The following is a 20,731-nucleotide window of genomic DNA, read 5'->3' on the forward strand; positions in this document are numbered from 1 at the left end:
AACGTGGTGAAATCTGGTAGATTTGACTGAATTGGGAGAACTCCATGATTGAAGACCAGGACACCCGGATTCTCGGCCATCTCCAGAAGGACGGTCGTGCCACCAACCAGCAACTGGCGGATGAGGTCGGCATGTCGACCTCGGCCTGCTGGCGCCGGGTCCGCGCGCTGGAGGAGGCCGGCGTCATCCAGGGCTATGCGGCGCTGGTCGCGCGCGAGCAGGCCGGCTTTGCGATGTCGGCCATCCTCCACGTCTCGCTGGAGCGGCATGACGCGAAGTTCGTCGACGAATTCGTCGCGCGGGTGACGAAGCGGCGCGAGGTGCTGGAGTGCTTCGCGACCACGGGCGACGCCGACTATCATCTGCGCGTCGTCGTGCAGGACATGGCGGCCTATAACCGCTTCCTCGACGAGTTCATGTTTCGCATCCCCGGCATCCGCTATGTCCGCAGCAATGTGGTGCTGAAGGAGATCAAGTCGAGCGTGGCGCTGCCGTTTTGAAGGAGGTCTCGCAGGGTGGGCAAAGCCGCCCTTGCGCCGCGACCACGATCTCTTGACGCGTCGAAGAAAGACGTGGGCACGCTTCGCTTTGCCTACCCTACGGCATCGTTGCTTACGGTTCCTCCCGCACAAATCGATTCCGCAACGTCCCGACGCCCGTGATGTCGATCTCCACGACATCGCCGTGCTTGATGTCCGGCGAGGCGCCGTCGGTGCCCATCCAGATCACATCGCCAGGCCACAAGGTAAAATACTTGGTCAGCTCGACCAGGAACGGCACCACGCCGAAGATCATGTCGCCGGTCACGAAGCGGTTGGTCTCCTTGCCGTTGACCCGAACCACCGTTTCCATCTTCGCGAGATCCACCTCGGTCTCGATCCACGGGCCCATCGGCTTGAACGTGTCGGCGTTCTTCGAGCGCCACAGGCTCCGGTCGGCCTTTTGCCAGCTCCGCTCGCTGACGTCGTTGCCGATGGTGTAGCCGAACACGCAATCCATCGCGTTTTCGTTGGTGAGATGCTTCACCTTCTTGCCGATGACGACGACGAGCTCGCCTTCATAGTGGATCTTCTCCGTCGCAAAGGACGGGATCACCACGTCCTCGTCATGCGCGATCAGCGCATTCTGGGCGCGATAGCCGATCTCGGGGCGGTCTGGCACAGCCGGTACAGTGCCGGCCTTGTCGGCGGCCTCCTTCAGGTGCTTGAGGTAGTTCAAGCCGACGCAATAGAAGGTGCGGGGGATCAGGGGCAGCTCGATCTTCACATCCGACAGCGCATGCGTGCGCGACGAGCGCTGCCATTCACCAAAGGGCTCGCCCTCGACCGCGACGACCTTGTCGCCCTCGATGATCCCCCACGAGGTCTTGCCCGCAGCGGTGAATTTCAACCAGCGCATGCTGTGTCCTCGTCGTTATTCCGCGGCATCGCGCGGCTGCACCTTCCAGGCGCCGGCCGCCGGCCGCTTCAGTCCGAGATTCTCTCGCAGCGTCTTGCCGCGATAATCCTTCTGGAACAGGCCTCGGCGCTGCAGCTCTGGCACGATATGCTGGACGAAATCGGCGTAGGAGCCGGGGACGTAGGTTGCCGCGATGACAAAGCCGTCGCAGCCGCGCTCGACGAACATTTCCTCGAGCTTGTCGGCGATCTCCTTGGGGCCGCCGACCATCGCGTCCTGGACCTGGCCGCGGCCGGAGAAGGTGACGAAGTCGCGCGCGCTCGGATTGCTCTTGCCCGAAGCCTTCAGCACGCCGTCGCGGATGCCCAGAATGCCCTGCATGCTCTTCAGCTCGTCCGTGGTCAGCGGCTCGTCGAGATCCTTGGAGGCGAAGTCATAGTTGAGGGCTTCGGCGAGCAACGACAGCGCATCGATCTGCAGAGGCAGCTTGTTGATCAGCGCCATCTTGTCCTCGGCCTCCGCCTTGGTCGCGGCGCAGACCGGCGTCGTCAGATTGCAAAGGAACATCTGGTCGGGGTCGCGGCCCGCCTTGGCGGCCTCGTTGCGCACGGCTGCATAGCCGTCCTTGGCGGCCTGAAGATTGCGCGCAGCAGTGAAGATCACCTCGCCCCATCGCCCCGCAAAGCGCTGGCCACGGCCGGAGGCGCCGGCCTGGATGATGACGGGGTGGCCTTGGCTCGAGCGCGGCACGGTGAAAGGCCCGCGCGACTTGAAGGACGCGCCCTTGTGATCGAGCCGCTTCACCTTGGTCGGATCGGCAAAGCGGCCGGTCTTCTTGTCCATGATGAGCGCGCCGTCCTCCCAGGTGTCCCAATGACCGAGCACGACCTCCATGAACTCGTCGGCCTTGTCGTAGCGGGAATCATGTTCGGGATGGGAGTCGCGCCCCATGTTGAGGGCTTCGCCGTCGTTGAGCGAGGTCACGACGTTCCAGCCCGCGCGCCCGCCGGACATCAGGTCGAGCGTCGCGAACCGGCGCGCGACGTCGAATGGTTCGTAATAGGTGGTCGAGCATGTCGCGCCCAAGCCGAGCTTCTCGGTGACCATGCCCATCGTGGTCAGCACGATCAGCGGATCCATCTTCACGCAGCGGATGCCGTATTCGACGGTGTGGGCGTGGTCGTTGCCATAGCGGTCCGGCATCGCCAGGCGATCGTCGAAGAAGGCCATGTGGAACTTGCCGGCTTCGAGAATTCCGGCGATCGCCTGATAATAGTCCGCCGACATGGAATCGTCGCGCGAGTCGGGATGCCGCCAGGAGCTCGGCAAATTGGTGCAGTTCTGCGCCTGGAGGAAGCCGACCAGGACCATCTGTCGATTCATGCTGCTGTTCTCCATTCCGTCAGGCCAGATCGAGCACGGTGTCGAGCCGGTAGTCCCGCGCCAGCGCGCGCAGCTTCTCCCAGGTGGCATCCTCGATCTCGATGCCGTCGCGCAGGCGCTGCTGCTCGCGCAGGCCCTCGATCTCGCCGGGATAGTAGACGCCCGTGCTGCCCTCGGACGGCGGCGTCGATTTCAGATAGTGCGCGAACTCGGCGACCTCGCGCTTGAACTCCGCTAGCTGCCGGAACGCGGCGACGTTAAACACCGCCATGAAGCATCCGTCATTGTGCCGCCCCGTCGGCTCGACGCCGAAGCCGAGACCGGTCAGCAAGCCGCACAGCACCTCGACCATCGCGGCGAGGCCGCTGCCCTTGTAGCCTTCGGTGCCGCCGAGCGGCAGCAGTGCGCCGCCCTTGCGGTATTGCGTGGGATCGGTGGTGTGCCGTCCAGCGGCGTCGATGATCCATCCCGTTGGAATGTCCTCGCCGCGCGTGACCGCAAGCTGGATCTTCCCGGCCGCGACCGCCGAGGTCGCCATGTCCAGATAGAACGGCGCATCGAGATCGGACGGCACCGCGATCGAGATCGGGTTGGTGCCGAGCCGCGCCTCCTTGCCCCCGAAAGGCGCCACGTGCTTCGGCGAGCGGCCGGAATCCGCCGTCGCGATCCCGATCATGCCTGCGCGCATCGCCATCAGGGGATAGGCGGCGAGGCGGCCGACATGGCTCTGCCGGAACACGGTGCACGCCGCGACGTTCGCCGTCTTGGCCTTCTCGATCGTCAGCGCCATCGCCTTGGCGTTGACGTGGAAGCCAAAGCCCCAATGGCCGTCGATCACGGTCGTGGTCGGCGATTCCTGGACGATGGTCCATTCGGCGCCGGGAACGATGTGGCCGGCCTTGATGCGGTCGATATAGGTGGGAATAGCGATGACGCCGTGGGAATCGTGGCCGGCGAGATTGGCGTTGACGCAACCGCTTGCGACGGCGTCGGCCTCTTCCTCGGAGGCTCCGGCGGCGCGGAGCAGGGCGGCGCTGACGCGCGTGAGGCGATCGGCCTTGACGATCGGCATGGCGTTCCCCGAGGTTCGTGCCCTTGGCGGGCGCTGGTTGTTAAGGCCATCGTCTCAAAGCGCGGCGGCGATATCAATCTCCCGTAAACCAATACAGGGCTGCAGATTCGTAAAGAGAACGCGCCTTTGGTCGAAGACCCGTCCCGCGCGGCGGTATTTTCGGCAGTTTGGCGCATCCCGTTCGCAGCTCGTTCACTTTGATTGACGGTTTGCGGCGCGCAATAACGACCACTTAGGCGATGGCCATTCATAAAGTCACCCGGGAGAAACTGGCAGAATGCCTCGGGAGCTGAGATCGTGCCGACGACACTCGCGCGCACCTTTGCGGCGTTGAGCGCCATCAACGAAGCGATTCTCTATGCGAAATCGCCGGACGAGCTGTACCAGAAGGTCTGCGACGCCGGGTTTTCGAGCGGGGACTTTTTGGCCGTGGCCGTGTTCCTGGCCGAACCGGACGGCCGTCTGTTGCAATTCGCCGCCGGCTGCGGCGACGACATTCCGCGACTGCGCTCGATCGTGATCACGACGGAAGCCGGCACCCCGGAAGGGTCGGGCGTCGGCGGCGAGGCGTTTCGCGACCAGAAGCTGTGCGTCAGCAATGATTATCTGAACGATCCGCGCTCGCTGGCGTGGCGCGAGGGCGCGGCCTCGGCCGGCATCGGCGCGGCTGCCGCGCTGCCGCTGCTCTGCAACGGCAAGAGCGTCGGCGTGCTCTACGTGACCCGCCGCGAAGCCGGCTCGCTGAACGAGCAGATGGTGTCGCTGTTCGAGCGCATGTCGGCGAACATTTCCTATGCGCTGGACAATTTCGCGCGCGCGACCGCGCAGCAGACCACCGAGCGGGCTGCGCGGCGGCTCAATCGCATGTTCGGCGCGCTCAGCGCCACCAACGAGGCCATCCTGCGCGCCAAGACCGAGCAGGAGCTGTACCAGCTCGTATGCGACGCTTCCGTCCACGGCGGCAAGTCGCTGGCGACCATCGTGCTGCTCCGCGAGCCGGATTCCCACTGGATGAAGCCGGTCGCCGCCACCGGACAGAACCTGGAGCTCGTCACCCAGGCACGCTATTCGGTCGACCCGGATAATCCTTTTGGCAGAGGCATCTCAGGCGAGGTGTTCCGGACGCAGAAGGCCATCGTCGAGGACGACCTCGCCAGCCGCACCAGGGGCTCGCCCTGGGAGCAGGCTAACGTCAATACCGGCGTCGCCGCCTGCGTGGTCGCGCCCCTGGTCAAGCGCGGCGAAAGTGTCGGCGTGCTGTTGTTCTTCATCAGCCGCTCCTGGGCCAAGGACGAGGAGATCGTCGCGCTGCTGCTGCGCATGGCGGAGAACGTCTCGTTCGCCATCGAGAATTTCGGCCGGGAGTCCGAAAAGGCCCGCATCTCGGCGGAGGAGGAACGCCTGGCGCGCATGTACGCCGCGCTCAGCGCCACCAATGAAGCGATCATCCGTGCGACGTCGCGCGCCGAGCTGTTCGATCTCGTCTGCGAAGCCTCGGTGCAAGGCGGCAAATTCGGCTCGGCCACGATCGCGCTCGCTGAGCCCGCCTCCGAGCTGCTGCGCGTCGTCGCCTCCGCAGGGCCGAACTCCGACGAAGTGCGCAGCCTCAAATTTGCAACGACGGACGAGGTGCCGGAAGGACGAGGCCTCACCGGAACGTGTTTCCGCACGCGAAAGCCGTGCCTGACCAACGACCTGCTGGCCGACGACCGTCTCAAGCCGTGGTACGACAGCGCGCGCCGCACCGGCGTCAAATCCTCCGCGGCGTTGCCGCTGCTCAACGGCGATCGCACCGAGGGCGTGTTCCTGTTCAATTCCCTGGAGATCGGCACGTTCACGCCCGAGCTGGTCGAGCTGCTGGAACGTCTTGCGCGCAACGTGTCATTCGCGATCGCAAATCTCGACCGCGCCGAGGAGAAGGCCAAGGCTGACAAGCAGCGAAACCGGCTGAGCGGCATGTTCGCGGCGTTGAGCGCCACCAACGAAGCCATCATGCGTGCCGAGACCCGCGAGGAGCTGTTCGACGTTGCATGTCAGGCAGCCGTGCTGGGCGACATGTTCGCCTCGGCGACGATTGGAATCATCGACGAGGCATCCGAGCTGGTCCGGGTCGTCGCCGTGAAGGGGCGGCTCCAGGAGCGGATGGTCGGGCGCACCTGCGCGATTTCCGCAGATCACCCCGAGGGCCAGGGAATCATCGGAATCTCGCTGCGGACGTGCCGGCCGAGCGTCATCAACGACTATATGCACGACCCGCGCTCGGCGCACTGGCGCTCCAAGGCCGTCGAGGACGGCACTCGTGCCGCTGCAAGCTTCCCGCTGCTGCGCGACGGCCGCAAGCCGATCGGCATCCTGCTGTTCCTCGCTCCGGAGGAGGACACATTCACGCCCGACCTGGTCGAGCTGCTGGCCCGCCTTGCGGAAAACGTCTCGTTCGCACTCGACAATTTCGAGCGTGCGGAGGAGAAGGCCCGCACCGAGGCGCAGAAGGAGCGCCTGAGGCGCATGTTCGCGGCGCTGAGCGCGACCAACGAGGCGATCATGCGGGCGAAGTCGCGCGCCGAGCTGTTCGATCTCGTGTGTCTTGCGGCGTCGAACGGTGCCAAGTTCACCTCGACCACCATCGCGCTGGCACGGGCCGACAGCGATCAGCTGGAAATCGTGGCGAGCGCCGGCCCCTCCGCCGACACCACGCGCAACGTCCGCCTCTCCATCGACCCCGAGCGGCCCGAAGGACGCGGGATGAGCGGCACGGCGTTCCGCACGCGCCAGCCCTGCATCAGCAACGACTATCTCAACGACCAGCGCGTGAGCGCCTTCCACGCCGTGGTGCGCGGCGACGGCGCGCGCTCCGGCGCGGCATTTCCGCTCATCGTGCACGACCAGGCCGTCGGCGTCATGATCTACATGTCGACCGAGCCGGCGACTTTCACGACCGAGTTCGTCGAGCTGTTGCAGCGACTCGCCGACAACGTCGCCTTCGCGGTGGAGAATTTCGATCGCGCCGACGCCAAGAACCAGGCGGACGAGCGGATCGAGTATCTCGCCTCGCATGACAGCCTGACCGACCTTCCGAATCGCGAGACTTTCAACGCGCTGCTGCGCGAGGCGATCGCCACGGCGGAGCGGCACGATCACCGCTTTGCCGTGCTGTTCATCGATCTCGACCGCTTCAAGGTCATCAACGATTCGCTGGGGCACGAGGCTGGCGACCTGCTCCTGCTCGAAGTGGCCAACCGCCTGCGCGGCGCGCTGCGGGCAAGCGACGTGGTGGCGCGGCTCGGCGGCGACGAATTCGTGGTGATCCTCGACCAGTGCGGCGAGATCGACGACGTTCAGCACATCGCGACCGAGATCCTGGCCGCGCTCGCCCAGCCCATGGAACTGGCCGGGCACGAGTGCCACACCACGGCTTCGATCGGCATCGCGATGTATCCGGCCAACGGCTCCGACGCGCAGACGCTGACCAAGAACGCCGACATGGCGATGTATCTCGCCAAGGAAGACGGCAAGAACGGCTATCGCTTCTTCTCCAAGGAAGTGAGGACGCAGTCGATCGAGCGGCTGTCGCTGGAGAGCGCGCTGCGCCGGGCGCTGGAGCGCGGGCAGTTCTCGCTGAACTACCAGCCCAAGGTGGAGATGGCGACCGGCCAGATCACCGGCGTGGAGGCGCTGCTGCGCTGGAACCATCCCGAGCTCGGCAATGTCTCGCCGGCGCAGTTCATTCCGCTTGCGGAGGAAACCGGGCTGATCGTGCCGATCGGCCGCTGGGTGCTCAACGAGGCCTGCGCGCAGGCTATGGCCTGGCAGCGCCGCGGCCTGCTGCCGTTGTCGATGGCGGTCAATTTGTCGCCGCGGCAGTTCGCTGACGAGCATCTGCTGCAGGACGTCGACGAGGCGCTGGCGGCCAGCGGCATGTCGCCGGTGCTGCTGCAGCTCGAAGTCACCGAGAGCATGATGATGCGCAATGTCGGCCGCGCGCTCAAGGTGCTCGACGCCATCCAGAGCCGCGGCATTCGCCTCGCCATCGACGATTTCGGCACCGGCTATTCGTCGATGTCGCTGATGAAGCACTTCCCGATCGACACCATCAAGATCGACCGTTCCTTCGTGCGGGATTTGCCGCAGGATTCGGAAGACCAGGCGATCGCACAGGCGATCATCAGCATGGGCAAGGCGCTCGGCATGACCGTCGTCGCCGAAGGCGTCGAGAATGCCGAGCAGGAGGCCTTCCTGCGCACCCATGGCTGCGACGAGATGCAGGGCTTCCTGATCTCGAAACCGGTACCTGCGCGCGAGATGGCCGAGCTGCTGCGGCCGATGGTGCTGCCGATCGCCCCGCCGCTCCAGCCGGAGCCGGACGCCGTCGCCACGGAAGCCGCGGCGTCACGGCTGAAACGCGCCGTCTGACGGCTGCGGCTGCGTTGATTGCCTAACGCGGCCTGAACGGATGTGCCGTCTGGTGCCAGGCCCAGGCGGTTCGGATCACCGTAGCCAGGTCGGAATGGCGCGGCACGAAGTTCAGCACCTTTCGCGCGGCAGACGGATCTGCGACCAGATAGGTGGGATCGCCGGCGCGGCGCGGCTTGACGGTGTGCGGCACCTCGCGTCCGGTCTCCTGCCTGATGGCGTTGAGGATCTCGCGCACGGAGAAGCCGGCTCCGGTGCCGAGATTGAAGCTGCCGCCGGCATGTCCGCCTTCCAGAAGCTTCAGGGCCGCGACATGCGCCGCCGCAAGGTCGGTGACGTGAATGTAGTCGCGGATCGCGGTTCCGTCAGGCGTCTCGTAGTCGTCGCCGAACACTGCGAAGTCGACATGGCCCTGCAGCGCCATCATGGCGCGGGGGATGAGATGGGTTTCATTGTCGCGCAGCTCGCCGATGCCGCCGGCGGGATCGGCACCGCTGGCGTTGAAATAACGCAGGCAGAACGCGCCGAAGCCATAGGCTGAGCGGTAGTCGGCGAGCATCCGCTCGATCATCCATTTCGATGCGCCGTAGGGGTTGATCGGTGCGCAGGGAAAGTCTTCCGGCAGTTCCTTCGAATCGGCATTGCCGTAGACGGCGCCGGTCGAGGAGAACACGATGCGCTGGCAGCCTGCGTTGCGCATCGCCTGCAACAGCGACAGCGTTCCCTGCACATTGTTGACATAGTATTTCTGCGGATCGGTCATGGATTCGCCGACCAGGCTCGCCGCCGCGAAATGCATCACCGCCGTGATCTCGTGGTCGGCGAAGGCGCGTGCCAGCGCCGCGCCGTCGAGCAGATCGCCCGTGACCAGGGGGCCGGCAACGAAGCTGCGATGGCCTGTCGAGAGATTGTCATAAACGATGGGCTGATAGCCGGCGGCGGTCAATGCGCGGCAGGCATGCGAGCCAATGTAGCCCGCGCCCCCGGTGACGAGGACGGTCGGTCGGTCTGTCATGTCGTGTCTTCTGCTCTTCTCTTAGCGGAGGGGTCGTTTGCGGCTGAAGAGAAGATAGAGCGCGCGGGGGTTGGTGGTCAAATAGCGCCAGAACAGGCGCCGCGGCTCGAGCAAGGTGCGCCAGACCCATTCGAGTCCGATCTTCTGCATCCATTGCGGCGCGCGGGAACGGCTTCCTGACAGGAAGTTGAACAGCCCGCCCGATGTCTTGATAACGCCAACATTGGTGAGGTGCGGCGTGAATTCCTTCACGAATGCCTGCTCGTTGGGCACCCCCAACGCGACCCACAGATAATCAGGCGCAAGTGCGTTGATCTCATCGACCTTTGCGCGCAGCGCCTCGCCTCGCAGATAGCCGTGGCTGTACCCGACGATCCTGAGATTGGGATACATCTTCTGGACGTTCTCGACGGCCGCGGCGTTCTCCGCCTCGCTGGCGCCCAACATGTAGAAGGTGCGGCCGGCCGCTTCCGCCTTGCGCGCGACGACGTGGAACAGGTCCGTGGTGGCCACGCGCTCGGGCAGCGGAAACCAGGATTGCAGCTTCGAGGCGGCGACCAGCGGCTGACCGTCCGCATTGATCAGATCGGCGGCGCGGAACAGATGCTCGGTCTGCGGCTCGGTCGAGCAGCGCGCCAGCACCTCGCCATTGGCCGAGGTCAGGAACAGCGGACGGCCGATACGGTGATTGGGATCGGTCGCCTCGATCATGAAATCGGCGGTGGCTTCCAGGTCGAGCGCGGCCATGCGAAGCCCGCCGACGGTGATCCGCGGCACGTCGGCAGTCGCTGCCCGTCCATCGAGGTTGACGCGGCGCTCAAGCATATTGTCTGCCTCGCTGGCGCGCTTCGACTGAAGGGGTGAGCTCGTCGAGCACGACGCCGACGAGCTTGCGCTCGGCGCGGCCCAGCGCGGTCAGGACCTCTTCGAGGCTGTCGTTGATGTCGTGGCTGGTCGGCAGCACCGCCACCAGCGCGTCGGTGTCGTCGAGCAGCTTGCGGTCGCCGGCAACAAGCGGCATCGCGGGGCCGTCGAGGATCACGAGGTCGTAGCCGCCTGCGGCGCGCGCCTGCGCGATCGCCTTGCGGATCGCCTCGGCGGCCTTGCCGGAATCGCCCTCGCCGGCCGGCAGCACCGAAATGCCGTTGACTGTCTTGATCTCGCGTGCGGCCTTGCTGCCGATCGAGAGCCAGCCGAGCCTGCTCGGTTCGTTCTTGCCGGGGCGGCTGACCTTGTTCGAGAGCGCGTGGGCCTGATGGTCGGCGTCGATCATCAGCACGCGGGCGCCATCGCGCGCAGCCGCGAGCGCGAAGTTCAGCGCGCTCACGCTGCGCCCGGTGGTCTCGCCGGTGCCGACGAGCGCAATGACGGGCATCGCCTTGCCGCCGGCGCGGCGGGCCACGGCCGCGCGCATGTCGCGCCAGGCGTTGAGCAGCTTCGTCAGGGGAAAGCCGGGCCGCAAGGTCGGCCAGCCGAGCCGGGTGAGATCGACGCCGCCGCCGGTGGTGAGAATGGCGCCGAGCGTGTGAATGACGTCGGCCTCCTGCAGGCGCGCGATCAGCGGCTTTTCGATCAAGGGGCTTTCGACCATCGCGGGTTGCAGCGGTGGTGCGGCAAGTTCGGGCGGGAGCTGCGCGACTTCGGGAGCTCGCAACGCCGGCTCGGGCCGCGATGCTTCCAGCTCTCGTGCAACCTCGGGAACGCGGGTCTTCTCCGGCACCGGCTTGCGGTCGCGGCGGGCCGGCGCGGGCGCTGGCGCGGTTGCGCCGGCGAACAGCAACTCGGCCGCGACGAACCAGCTCGACGCCGCAAGCGCGCCGAAGATGAAGCCGATCATGGCGAACAGGCTCATCGCGGGCGGGAACGAGCGCCGCTGCGGCACTGTCGCTTCGCCGATGATTCGGGCCGCCGAGGTGTTCAGGCTCTCCTGCTCCTCGGTCTCGCGGGAGCGCTTGAGGAAGGACTGGTAGACGTCGCGGCTGGCATCGGCTTCGCGCTCGAGCTCGCGCAGGCGCACGGCGGCCTGACTGAGCTGGACGCTCTGCCGCTTCTGCGCCTCCAGCGCCCGGTTGAGCGAGGCTTCGAAGTCGCGGGCGCGCGTCAGATCGTTCTTGGCGGATTGGGCGAAGCGGTCGATCTCTTCGCTGATGGTACGCTTGAGGTCCTCGACCTGCTTCTCGGTCTGGCGCAGCGCCGGATGGCGTGGCCCGAGCTCGCCGGCCTGCTCCGCGTACTTCTTGCGCGCATCGGCATATTGCGCGCGCAAATTCGCGATCGTCGGCGATTGCAGCGCTTCCGGAATCGCCCCGGCGTCGGCAGCGGTGCGGCGGCTCGCCTCGATCTGGTCGAGCCGTGCCTGGGCATCCATCGTCGCCGCGCGGGCCGCGGAAAGCCGCTGGTTGCTGGCGGAGAGCTGCTGGTCGCTGATCAGCGCATCCTGGGTGCCGACGAAATTGTTCTGGGCCTTGTAGGTGGCGAGCGCGGTCTCGGCGTTGCGCAGCCGCTCGCGCAGCTCCTTGAGGCGGCCGGAGAGATCGTTGGTGGCGCGCCGGGCGGCTGACGCCTGCGAGTTGCGGGATTCCGTGAGGTAGGCGTTGGTCAGCGTGTTGGCGAGCATCGCCGCCTTCGCCGGATCCGTCGACCACACCTCGATGTCGACGATGAAGCTCTTCTCGGTCTTGCGGATGGTGATGTGCCGGTTCAGCGCCTCGAGCGCCGCGAGCTGCACTTCGCTGTTGGCCGCGGCGGAGGGCGGGGGAGACTGAAGGCCGATCAGGCCGAGCAGCGACGACATCAGGCTCTTGCCGTCGCCGCCGCCGAATTCCGGATCCTTGTCGAGACCAGCCTGCTGGATCACCTTGAGCAGGACGCTATTGGCGGTGATCAGGCGCGCCTGGCTCTCCACCACCATGGACATGCCGGAGACGTCCTGCGCGCGCGGCGTGAGCTCACGGTCGACGAGCTGAAGCTCGCGCGGATCGACATAGAGCTGGGCGGTGGCGGTGTAGCGGGGCGTCAGGCTCTTGCCGATGGTGACGGCAAGCGTTGCGCCGAGCAGGGCAGCCGCGGCAATCGCGACCTTGCGCCGCCAGAGCAGATTGGCGAGCTCCAGCACGTTGAAGCCGGCCTGGGACTTCTGTTGCGGGGACTCGGGTCTCGCCCGATCTATCGGCTGGTTATAGTCAAGCATGATCCCCAGCTTCCATTCCAACTGCCGCAGGCTGAGGGGTTACTCTTCGCTCTACGCCATGCACCCGGGATATAGGTGCCCAATCAACGCAACAGGGAAAATTAACCATACTCATTGAGGGACTATTCACTGAAATGGCAAACAAAGCGTTTAAGCGCCTGCCGCTCCGCGATGCGTCCTCGTGACGCCGGGGTCGCGAGGGCTCCCTGGACATTAACGGTTCGTTACCGCGCTCGGCTCGGCTGCGGGTCTCCGCATGTCCTATGATGAGCCGCTTGCGCACCATGATCGTCAGCTCTTGCGCAGGATGACGTGATAGTCGCCGCGGCGGACGTCGGTGCCGCGCGACAGCATGGTGTTCAGCAAGGCGGCGCCGGCGTCCACGAGGGCCGCGAACAGCGGCTTGCGCCGGCGCATCTCGGGATAGCGCGGACTCTCGACCTCGCGGCGGTAGATCATCTCGAGGCCGTTGGCGGCCGCGAACGCCTCGAGCCGGGGCAGCGTCACCAGCGGATGGAAGAAGGTCGGGAACGGCGGCTCGCCCGGCAGACCGGCATCCTTGATGCCGCGAATGCGCCGGTAGAACCAGACGTGAAACCAGTGCGGCGAATATTTGGTGACGACGCCGGATAGCGAACGCGGATTGGGCGCGCCGATCAGGATCATGCCGCCGCGCTTGAGCGCATCGCGGAAGTTCAAGAGCGCGGCGTCGACATGGGGCAGATGCTCGATCACGTTGTAGCAGATCACGAGATCGAAGGTCTGTTGCGCGAAACGGTAGGTCTGGACGTCGCCGAGGATCGCCTCGTCCGCATAGCCGTTGTTGCGGACCTGGTCCTCGTCGATATCGACGACGGTTACCTTGCTGCGGCCGAGCAATTCCGGCGGCAGGACGCTGCACGAGCCGCCACCGGCTTCGTAGATGGCGAGTTGGCCTTTCGGCAACTCGCGGCGCAGCAGGTCGTGAACGGTGAGCAGGCTGTCGCGGGCTTCGCCGGGGACGAGATCGTGCAACGCCTGGACGGGTGCGGTGGCCGCGGGGATCTGGATCGCCGTGGCTGTCGCGAAATCGATCGTGGCTGGCTTGTTCATGTTTCTTGACCGCGCTTGTTCTATTCAAATTTACAGGAAAAATCTCGCATGCCCGAAGAGCAAATCTGATGCCGGGCGCTGTCACCGATCGCAGTGCTTAGGGTCCGGTTAATGCGCATGCGCATTAACTACGGTATTGTTCATGTTGGATGGCTGCAGTCGCATGGACCGCGAATTGCAGTATCACGTGCGCATGATTTCGCGGGAGAAACAGGCGAAAGCGGTCAAGCGCATGATGATGTCTGGGGACGGCCGGCAGATCGGCGCGAGGCCTCGGCACGCGCCTTCGGTCGGCTGCTCATTTTGGGGCGCATCTGTCCCGCGGCGATGTGCCGTCGCGGGATACGTGATCGAAGCAGGGCTTTTTCAACATATCTCGGACATCTAGGACGTCATGACATTGATCCCGACAGACCTGTCCGCCACGCGCATCTCGGATGCCGTGCGCGATCCCAACCGGGAGATCGCGGCGAGCTCCCGCGTGATCGACCTGTCGGTCGGCATCGTCGTCTGCATTCCCTGTTTCCGCCGTCCGCAACATTTGCGGCTGACGCTGGACTCGCTCGCGAACCAGCGGACCCCGCGGTCCTTTGCCGTCGTCATGGTCGAGAACGATGCTGCGCGGCGCGAAAGCGCGCCGGTCGCTGCGGAGTTTCTGGCCGCCGGCAGGCTGCAGGGCGTCTGCCTCGTCGAGAAGCGGCAGGGCAATTGCCAGGCGATCAACGCTGCATTCGAGACGGCGCAGGCGCTGTTTCCCGCCGCGACGCGTTTCCTGATGATCGACGACGACGAGATTGCATCACCCGACTGGCTCGAGCTGATGGTGCGCACCGCGGAAGCAACGGGTGCCGACGTGGTCGGCGGGCCGGTGCTGCCTGACTTCGAGGACGACAGCAAGCCCTGGCTGTCGAATCATCCCGCCTTTGCGCCCGCCTACGATTATTCCGGCGCGGTGCCGCTGATCTATGGCTGCGGCAATTGCCTGATCACACGATCCGCCTTCGAGCGGTTCGATCGTCCTGCCTTCGACCTGCGCTTCAACTTCCTCGGCGGCGGCGATTGCGACTTCTTCGTGCGGTGCCGCGACGCCGGCATGATCTTCCATTGGACGGCGGAGGCCGTCATCACCGAGACCGTGCCGCAAAGCCGCACCAGCCTCGGCTGGATCGCAAAGCGCGGCCTGCGCATCGGCGCGATCAATTACCGCGTGCAGTCCAAGGCGGCTCAAAGCGTCGGCGGCCGCGCGTTGGTGTTCGCGCAGATGCTCGGACGGCTGCCGCTCGCGCTGGTCCGCTCCGCACGCCTGCTGGCGACGTCGAAGGCCGTCATCGCCATGCATCCGGCGCTGGTCGCGCTCGGCTCCATGCTCGCGGCGTTCGGCTTCGCGCCGAAGCCTTATGAGGCCTCCAAGATCGTGTCGTGACGGTCAGATGCCGAAGCGGGCGAGGGCGGTCCTCGCCGTGGCACGCGGCAGCGCCTTGAGCGAACGCCGGCCGATCATTCCGAGATAGCCCAGGGCCTGGCGATAGCGGCCGGAACGAACCGCCTGCATCGCCGCATAGGTGATGAGATGAAGCTCGGCGGCGAGGCGCAGCCTGGGAGCCATGCCCTCGGGCAATCTGGCCAGGATCAATCCGTCGTCGAACACCCGCTCGACCGCCGGGAAGAAGTCCTTTGGCGTCCGGACCGCGGCGTTCATGGTGTTGGCGGTGTGCAGCCGATAATCGAGCAGGAGCTTTGGTGCGAATTCGAATTCGCCGATCGCGGCGAGGCGGCACCAGCAATGCCAGTCCTCGCAATATCGCAGCGACGTGTCGAAGCCGCCGATGGCGCGGAAAGCTTCCGCGCGGGCGAGCGCGATGCCGCCGTTGACGATGAAATTGCCGGCCGCGAGCCGCGTCAGCACGTCACCGGACGGCTTGCGGCGTCCCCTCAAGAGGTCGCGCCGGCCGATCTGGCGTCCCTCATGGTCGATCGTATTGTAGTCGCCATAGACGAGAACCGCGCGCGGCGCGCCGCGTGCCGCGGCCAGCAGCGAGGCCACCGCGCCGGAGCGCAGGCGGTCGTCGGCATCGAGGAACAGCAGCCACTCGCCGCTTGCATGGCGCGCGCCGAGATTTCGCGCAGCCGACACGCCGGCGGAATCATTCGTCATCAGGCGCAGCCGCGGGTCCCGAATGGCGCGGACGATCGCAGTGGTGTCGTCGGTGGAACCGTCGTCCACCACGAACACTTCGCTCACCTCACCCTGAGCCAAAGCACTGGCAAGGGTTTCACCGATATAGGCCGCAACGTTCTTGGCGGGAATGACGACGGAGACCGAATGGGTCGAACGCGACGGCAGCGGCTGGCGCACCGCCGGAACGATGCGTGTGGAGGCCGGCAAATCGAGAACGTCGTCGGCGGTGATCTGGGCCACGGCTCGCCTTTAAGAGTCTGTTAACCAGGGCGCATCTGCTGAGGGGATGATGCGGTCGATCGCAGCATTGGCTGCGTGCGAATGATACTCCGCATTGCGGCCGGATCGTCGCCGCGAAGGCGCGCGTCGGAGCAGTTTCGTCAATTAGCGTTAAGCCGCTGGCATTAAGCCTGTGGCAAATTCGGAAGAGTGCGACGGCCGGTCCCATGCGAGAATGCGCATCTGGCTGCCGCGGATGGATCCAGTGCCCGCAAAGACGTTCGAACACGACCCCGATGCGATGATCCTCAACCTCTTCTATGAGGACAAGGACGATCGCTGGTTTCCCGGCGACCGGCATCTGCGGCGCATGGCGCGCCGCTTGCTGCTCGGCGAGCCGCGCATGAGCGGCCAGCTGCGCGTGTTCCTCAATCTCTGTGCGGGGCTCGACCGGCTCGGCATCCGCTACCGTGTCAATGATTACGGCTACATCGCACAGCATCCGGAGGAGCTGGCCTGCATCATCGGCCGCACCTTCCTGCTCGACAAGTTCGCGTGGAAGAATCCGATCCTGCTCGGCGTCGCCGCCCACAATCATCCGCTCGACGATCCTGACCTGTTCAAGCGTCTGCCCGTGAAGAAGGTCGTGGTACCCGGCCCCTGGTACGTCGACATGTACCGGCCGCATTGGCCCGAGACCGAGGCCTGGCCGATCGGCATCGACACGAATATGTGGGCGCCGGCGCACGCCTCCCAGAAGACCTTCGATGTGCTGATCTACGACAAGGTGCACTGGGACCGCGAGCGCTACGCACCGGAGCTGATCGAGCCCGTCCGCGCTCGCCTGCGAAAAGAGGGACGCTCCTTCACGGAGCTGCGTTACGGCAGCTACAAGGAAGAGGATTTTCAGACCGCACTGGCGGCCTCGCGCGCGATGATCTTCCTGTGCCAGAACGAAAGCCAGGGCATCGCCTATCAGCAGGCCCTGTCCTGCGGCGTGCCTGTGTTCGCCTGGGATCCGGGCGGACCGTGGCGAGACCCCGATTACTATCCGCACCGCGTGCAGTTTTCGCCGGTGTCGTCGGTGCCCTATTGGGACGACCGCTGCGGGGCCAAATTTGCGGACATCGCGGGGTTCGAGGCGGGCTGGGACAATTTCTGGGCCGGGTGCGCCGCCGGCTCGTTCGATCCGCGCGGCTTTATCCTGGACAACCTCACGCTCGAGCAACGCGCGCTGCAATATTACGAAATCGCGCGGAGCATCGTGCGACAGCCGGCGGCGCAGAGTTCCGGCGCGCCCGTTGACGGTCTCTCAGCGGAGCCGCGCCCTGAGCCAGAGCTTCACCGGCGTCACCAGATGTCTTGAACCATGGACCGCAGCGCCGCCGACATGAGCGACCTCGAGGCCCGATCGTTGGGCCGGATGCTGCGCGAGGGTCTTGCGCAGCTGAATGCCGTGCAGGCCGCGCGCTGTCTCGTCGCCGTCGCGTCGCTGCTGCTGGTGCTGGTGACGCTCGATCCCTTCCCTGACCTGCGCAATGCCGATGTCACCACCGTCGGCGGTGGACGAATGGCGCTGGCCTATCTGTCCTGGGGCCTGCTGGCTGCGGTTGCGGTGCTGTTCGTCGCGACCACGGATGGGCCGGCGTTGAAGAGCCTGGTGACGCCGCTTCATCTCTGTCTCGTCGGTTGGCTGCTGATCAACATCGTCCTGTCCGAGAGCCGCGGTGTGTCGATCCAGCGCTTCGCGCTTCTCGCTAGCGTGACGTCGCTCGCCATCCTGCTGCCGCTGCTACCGCCGACGCAGCGCAGCTTCAATCTGTGCCTGGGTGCGGCCGCGCTGGTGCTGCTCGCGCTTTGCTATCTCGGCGTCCTCCTCGCACCGCAATATTCGATCCACTCCGCGCTCGACATCGCCGAGCCGCAGCTCGCCGGCGACTGGCGCGGCAGCTTCGGCCACAAGAACGTCGCTTCGCCCGTGATGACCATCCTGGTCTATGTCGGCATCTATCTGTGTGCCGTGGGCTCGTTCGTGATGGGCCCGGCGATTGCGGCGCTCGCCGGCATCTTCCTGATCTTCACCGGCGGCAAGACCTCCTCGGTGCTCTGCCTTGCGATCTACGCGCTCGCGTCGCTGGCCTATGTCACGCCCGGCCTGTGGCTGAAGCGGATCATCTGCTTCGTGCCGCTGCTCGTGATGAACCTGCTGACGGTCGGCAGCGTGATGAGCCCCGCGCTCGGAGCGTTGACGCGGCTGCTGCCGCTTGATCCCACCTTCACCGGCCGCTCCGCGATCTGGGAGTTCGCGCTCGCGGCCGTCGCCGAGAAGCCGATCATCGGGCACGGCTATGCGGCTTTCTGGGACGACGTCACGGCCCGGCAGACCGCGCAAGGCGCCGAATGGGCGACGTCCGCAGCGCACAGCCACAACAGCTATCTCGACCTCGCGGTCACCATCGGCCTGCCGGGCCTGCTGCTGGTGATCCTCGTCTTCGTGCTCGCACCGCTCGGCAATTTCCAGTCAGCCCAGGCTCACAGCCGCAGTGGCGCGCTGGCCAAGCTGTTCCTGACCGTGTGGCTGTTCGGCCTGTATTACGGGGCGACCGAGACCTTCCTGCTCGAACGGCAGAATCCGATCTGGTTCATGTTCGCTCTGGCCGTGGCCGGCCTGCACTTTCTGGCGCGGTTCCAATGCGTCGCGCAGACGGAACCGGCGCCATGAGAGCTTTCGCGTCTGTCGGCAGCGGCGATAGCTTAACGATAAGCCGGTCTGCGACAAAACATGATCTATCCGGAAACACTCAGGAATCGTATGCCCCGCCGATGTCGGTTGTCGGCGTCGAGCAATTGGATGGTCTTGTGTCCGGCACCTCGGACATCGCGATCGATTTCGTGCGCGACTGGCGCCAGGCTGCGTCGCGCCTGACTGTCGGACATCGTACTGCCTTCCAGCATGGCGACTGGCTCGGTCCCTGGTACCAGGCGTTCGATGACGTCGCACCGTTGATCGCCCTGATCTCCGATGCTGCCACCGGCAAGGCGATCGCGATGGTGCCGATGATCAGCCATGTCAGGCGCGGCATCCGCATCGTCGAATTCGCCGATCTCGGCGTCTCCGACAACAACGCGCCGATCCTGGCGTCCGATGTCGCGTTGGACGCTGCGGCGGCGCATGCGATCAGCAGGGCACTGGTCGAGGCGTTGCGCGCCTTGCCGGACCGCTTCGATCTGCTTCGGCTGAGGAAGATGCCGGCTCAAATCGGCGGCAAGCCGAATCCGCTGGTGTCGCTCGGGCGGATCGGGTCCTCCTCGCTCAACGGCAATCTCGTGCTGATGGGGCACGACTACAGGGACTATCAAGCTTCGATCAAGCGCATGCAGATGCCGCGCTGCTGGCGCGTCTTCAGCCGGCACCCGGGCGCTCGCTTCGAGATCGCCGCGGATGTCGCGCGGGCACATGAACTGATGGACGTGATGGATGTCCAGCAGCAGGCGCGCATGCGCCGCCTCGGCTCGCGGTTTGTCCTCAACGACGAGACTCATGCGCGATTTTATCGCGAGGTCGCGCGCCAGGGCGTTGCGGAAGGCCATGCGGTCGTGTCGGCATTGGTCTGCGACGAGGGTACCGTCGGAACGTCGTTCGGCATCAGGCAAGGCGCGACCTATTACCTGCTGCGCATCAGTCACGCCGGCGATTCATGGTCGAGCTGCTCGCCGGGACTGCTCGTCACCGAGCGCACGATGGCGGCGCTGCATGCAGAGGGCGTGCGCCGCTTCGACCTCAGCATCGGCAATCAGGACTACAAGCGGCGCTTCGGCGCCGAGAGGGTGCCGCTGACCGACGTCAGCGTCGCGCTGTCCTGGCGGGCCTTGCCCTACGCCTGGCGCGACCACGCCGCGCAGGGCCTGCGCCGCTATCCCGCGGCCGCCGCCCTTGCCGCACGGGCCATGGGCAAAGGCATACGCTGAAGCGGCATTCCCGAAGGGGAATGCCGCGATCGCATCAGCCTACAGCTCAGTCATGAAGTTCAGCCACGGAGCAGCCATGGAGTTCAGCCGTGCAGCTTCTTGGCGGTCTCCGCGATCTGGCGGCCCTGGTAGCGCGCGCCGGCGAGCTCGTTGGCGCTGGGCTGGCGGCTGCCGTCGCCGCCGGTGATCGTGGTGGCGCCATAGGGCGCGCCGCCGGTCACCTCGTCGAGCTTCATCTGGCCGGCGAAGCCGTAATTCATGCCGACCACGACCATGCCGAAATGCAGCAAATTGGTGATGATCGAGAACAGCGTTGTCTCCTGGCCGCCATGCTGGGTCGCAGTGGACGTGAAGGCGCCGCCGACCTTACCGTGCAGCGCGCCCTTGGCCCAGAGGCCGCCGGCCTGATCGAGGAAGTTTGCCATCTGCGAGGCCATGCGGCCGAAGCGGGTGCCCGTGCCGACGATGATCGCGTCGTAATTGGCGAGGTCCGCGATCTCGGCAACCGGCGCGGCCTGGTCGAGCTTGTAATAGGAGGCTTTCGCGACCTCGGCCGGCACCAGCTCGGGCACGCGCTTGATGTCGACGCTCGCGCCGGCCTCGCGCGCGCCTTCGGCGACGGCGTTGGCCATCGCTTCGATATGGCCATAGGCGGAATAATACAGGACGAGAACTTTGGTCATGGTGGTCTCCGTTGGGGGGATTGCAGTGGTTGGGGCCGTCATGCCCGGGCTCGTCCCGGGCATCCACGTTCTTGCTTTCGGTGTGGAGAGGCGTGGATGGCCGGGACAAGCCCGGCCATGA

Annotated in this window: 16 protein-coding genes; 7 read left to right on the plus strand and 9 right to left on the minus strand. The window is 65.7% G+C overall.

The genetic code is table 11. From position 1 onward, the window contains the following. The first annotated feature begins 44 nt into the window (after positions 1 to 44). Positions 45 to 500, plus strand: coding sequence for an Lrp/AsnC family transcriptional regulator (locus tag XH83_RS05235; protein ID WP_194405984.1), 456 nt, complete (start codon positions 45 to 47; stop codon positions 498 to 500). Between the two features lie 112 nt (positions 501 to 612). Here XH83_RS05235 and XH83_RS05240 read toward each other — a convergent pair whose 3' ends face one another. The 3 genes from XH83_RS05240 to XH83_RS05250 are packed head-to-tail and all read right to left on the minus strand — an operon-like array spanning position 613 to position 3,853. Beyond that, a complete protein-coding gene (locus XH83_RS05240) occupies positions 613 to 1,398 on the minus strand; it encodes a fumarylacetoacetate hydrolase family protein (RefSeq protein ID WP_194405985.1) in 786 nt (261 codons plus the stop codon). A gap of 15 nt (positions 1,399 to 1,413) precedes the next feature. Further along, positions 1,414 to 2,781 (minus strand): LLM class flavin-dependent oxidoreductase, encoded by a 1,368-nt coding sequence (locus XH83_RS05245; RefSeq protein ID WP_194405986.1) that lies wholly within the window; start codon positions 2,779 to 2,781, stop codon positions 1,414 to 1,416. Between the two features lie 19 nt (positions 2,782 to 2,800). Beyond that, positions 2,801 to 3,853, minus strand: a complete 1,053-nt coding sequence (locus tag XH83_RS05250) for an Ldh family oxidoreductase (protein WP_194405987.1) — start codon at positions 3,851 to 3,853, stop codon at positions 2,801 to 2,803. A gap of 297 nt (positions 3,854 to 4,150) precedes the next feature. Here XH83_RS05250 and XH83_RS05255 point away from each other — a divergent pair, with 297 nt between their 5' ends. After that, the gene (locus XH83_RS05255; protein WP_194405988.1) at positions 4,151 to 8,263 is read left to right on the plus strand and encodes a GAF domain-containing protein; all 4,113 of its coding nucleotides are present in this window, start codon (positions 4,151 to 4,153) and stop codon (positions 8,261 to 8,263) included. A 22-nt stretch (positions 8,264 to 8,285) separates the two neighbouring features. On the opposite strand, the gene galE is transcribed toward XH83_RS05255, so the two are convergent. The 4 genes from galE to XH83_RS05275 form a co-directional block, all read right to left on the minus strand. Then, positions 8,286 to 9,278, minus strand: a complete 993-nt coding sequence (galE, locus tag XH83_RS05260) for a UDP-glucose 4-epimerase GalE (RefSeq protein ID WP_194405989.1) — start codon at positions 9,276 to 9,278, stop codon at positions 8,286 to 8,288. A 21-nt stretch (positions 9,279 to 9,299) separates the two neighbouring features. After that, entirely contained in the window at positions 9,300 to 10,103 is an 804-nt protein-coding gene (locus XH83_RS05265) for a WecB/TagA/CpsF family glycosyltransferase (protein ID WP_194405990.1), read from the minus strand. Then, entirely contained in the window at positions 10,096 to 12,468 is a 2,373-nt protein-coding gene (locus tag XH83_RS05270; RefSeq protein WP_194405991.1) for an exopolysaccharide transport family protein, read from the minus strand. The genes XH83_RS05265 and XH83_RS05270 overlap by 8 nt, the downstream gene beginning before the upstream one ends. A 291-nt stretch (positions 12,469 to 12,759) precedes the next feature. Further along, the gene (locus XH83_RS05275) at positions 12,760 to 13,560 is read right to left on the minus strand and encodes a methyltransferase (RefSeq protein ID WP_194405992.1); all 801 of its coding nucleotides are present in this window, start codon (positions 13,558 to 13,560) and stop codon (positions 12,760 to 12,762) included. A 163-nt stretch (positions 13,561 to 13,723) separates the two neighbouring features. Here XH83_RS05275 and XH83_RS05280 point away from each other — a divergent pair, with 163 nt between their 5' ends. Next, positions 13,724 to 13,948, plus strand: coding sequence for a hypothetical protein (locus XH83_RS05280; RefSeq protein WP_194405993.1), 225 nt, complete (start codon positions 13,724 to 13,726; stop codon positions 13,946 to 13,948). Positions 13,949 to 13,954: 6 nt separating this feature from the next. Continuing rightward, the gene (locus XH83_RS05285) at positions 13,955 to 14,983 is read left to right on the plus strand and encodes a glycosyltransferase family 2 protein (RefSeq protein ID WP_194405994.1); all 1,029 of its coding nucleotides are present in this window, start codon (positions 13,955 to 13,957) and stop codon (positions 14,981 to 14,983) included. A gap of 3 nt (positions 14,984 to 14,986) precedes the next feature. Here the strand turns inward: XH83_RS05285 and XH83_RS05290 are convergent, their stop codons facing one another. Beyond that, a complete protein-coding gene (locus XH83_RS05290) occupies positions 14,987 to 15,979 on the minus strand; it encodes a glycosyltransferase (RefSeq protein ID WP_194405995.1) in 993 nt (330 codons plus the stop codon). Positions 15,980 to 16,223: 244 nt separating this feature from the next. Here XH83_RS05290 and XH83_RS05295 point away from each other — a divergent pair, with 244 nt between their 5' ends. The 3 genes from XH83_RS05295 to XH83_RS05305 all read left to right on the plus strand — a co-directional run bounded on the left by XH83_RS05295 (position 16,224) and on the right by XH83_RS05305 (position 19,927). Beyond that, entirely contained in the window at positions 16,224 to 17,324 is a 1,101-nt protein-coding gene (locus XH83_RS05295; protein ID WP_194405996.1) for a glycosyltransferase, read from the plus strand. A gap of 3 nt (positions 17,325 to 17,327) precedes the next feature. Further along, entirely contained in the window at positions 17,328 to 18,680 is a 1,353-nt protein-coding gene (locus tag XH83_RS05300) for an O-antigen ligase (RefSeq protein ID WP_194405997.1), read from the plus strand. Between the two features lie 101 nt (positions 18,681 to 18,781). Further along, a complete protein-coding gene (locus tag XH83_RS05305; RefSeq protein WP_194405998.1) occupies positions 18,782 to 19,927 on the plus strand; it encodes a GNAT family N-acetyltransferase in 1,146 nt (381 codons plus the stop codon). Between the two features lie 83 nt (positions 19,928 to 20,010). Here XH83_RS05305 and wrbA read toward each other — a convergent pair whose 3' ends face one another. Beyond that, positions 20,011 to 20,610: an NAD(P)H:quinone oxidoreductase gene (wrbA, locus tag XH83_RS05310; protein WP_194405999.1), complete on the minus strand. Its 600-nt coding sequence runs from the start codon at positions 20,608 to 20,610 to the stop codon at positions 20,011 to 20,013. Positions 20,611 to 20,731: the final 121 nt, after the last annotated feature.

Origin of the sequence: Bradyrhizobium sp. CCBAU 53351, from assembly GCF_015291745.1 — a bacterium.
GTDB lineage: Bacteria > Pseudomonadota > Alphaproteobacteria > Rhizobiales > Xanthobacteraceae > Bradyrhizobium.

Excerpts from the sequence above, each read along its gene's own strand:
- XH83_RS05235 (WP_194405984.1), top strand. The coding sequence starts at position 45 with ATGATTGAAGACCAGGACACCCGGATTCTCGGCCATCTCCAGAAGGAC.
- XH83_RS05240 (WP_194405985.1), bottom strand. The coding sequence starts at position 1,398 with ATGCGCTGGTTGAAATTCACCGCTGCGGGCAAGACCTCGTGGGGGATC.
- XH83_RS05245 (WP_194405986.1), bottom strand. The coding sequence starts at position 2,781 with ATGAATCGACAGATGGTCCTGGTCGGCTTCCTCCAGGCGCAGAACTGC.
- XH83_RS05250 (WP_194405987.1), bottom strand. The coding sequence starts at position 3,853 with ATGCCGATCGTCAAGGCCGATCGCCTCACGCGCGTCAGCGCCGCCCTG.
- galE (WP_194405989.1), bottom strand. The coding sequence starts at position 9,278 with ATGACAGACCGACCGACCGTCCTCGTCACCGGGGGCGCGGGCTACATT.
- XH83_RS05265 (WP_194405990.1), bottom strand. The coding sequence starts at position 10,103 with ATGCTTGAGCGCCGCGTCAACCTCGATGGACGGGCAGCGACTGCCGAC.
- XH83_RS05270 (WP_194405991.1), bottom strand. The coding sequence starts at position 12,468 with ATGCTTGACTATAACCAGCCGATAGATCGGGCGAGACCCGAGTCCCCG.
- XH83_RS05275 (WP_194405992.1), bottom strand. The coding sequence starts at position 13,560 with ATGAACAAGCCAGCCACGATCGATTTCGCGACAGCCACGGCGATCCAG.
- XH83_RS05280 (WP_194405993.1), top strand. The coding sequence starts at position 13,724 with ATGGACCGCGAATTGCAGTATCACGTGCGCATGATTTCGCGGGAGAAA.
- XH83_RS05285 (WP_194405994.1), top strand. The coding sequence starts at position 13,955 with ATGACATTGATCCCGACAGACCTGTCCGCCACGCGCATCTCGGATGCC.
- XH83_RS05300 (WP_194405997.1), top strand. The coding sequence starts at position 17,328 with ATGGACCGCAGCGCCGCCGACATGAGCGACCTCGAGGCCCGATCGTTG.
- XH83_RS05305 (WP_194405998.1), top strand. The coding sequence starts at position 18,782 with ATGTCGGTTGTCGGCGTCGAGCAATTGGATGGTCTTGTGTCCGGCACC.
- wrbA (WP_194405999.1), bottom strand. The coding sequence starts at position 20,610 with ATGACCAAAGTTCTCGTCCTGTATTATTCCGCCTATGGCCATATCGAA.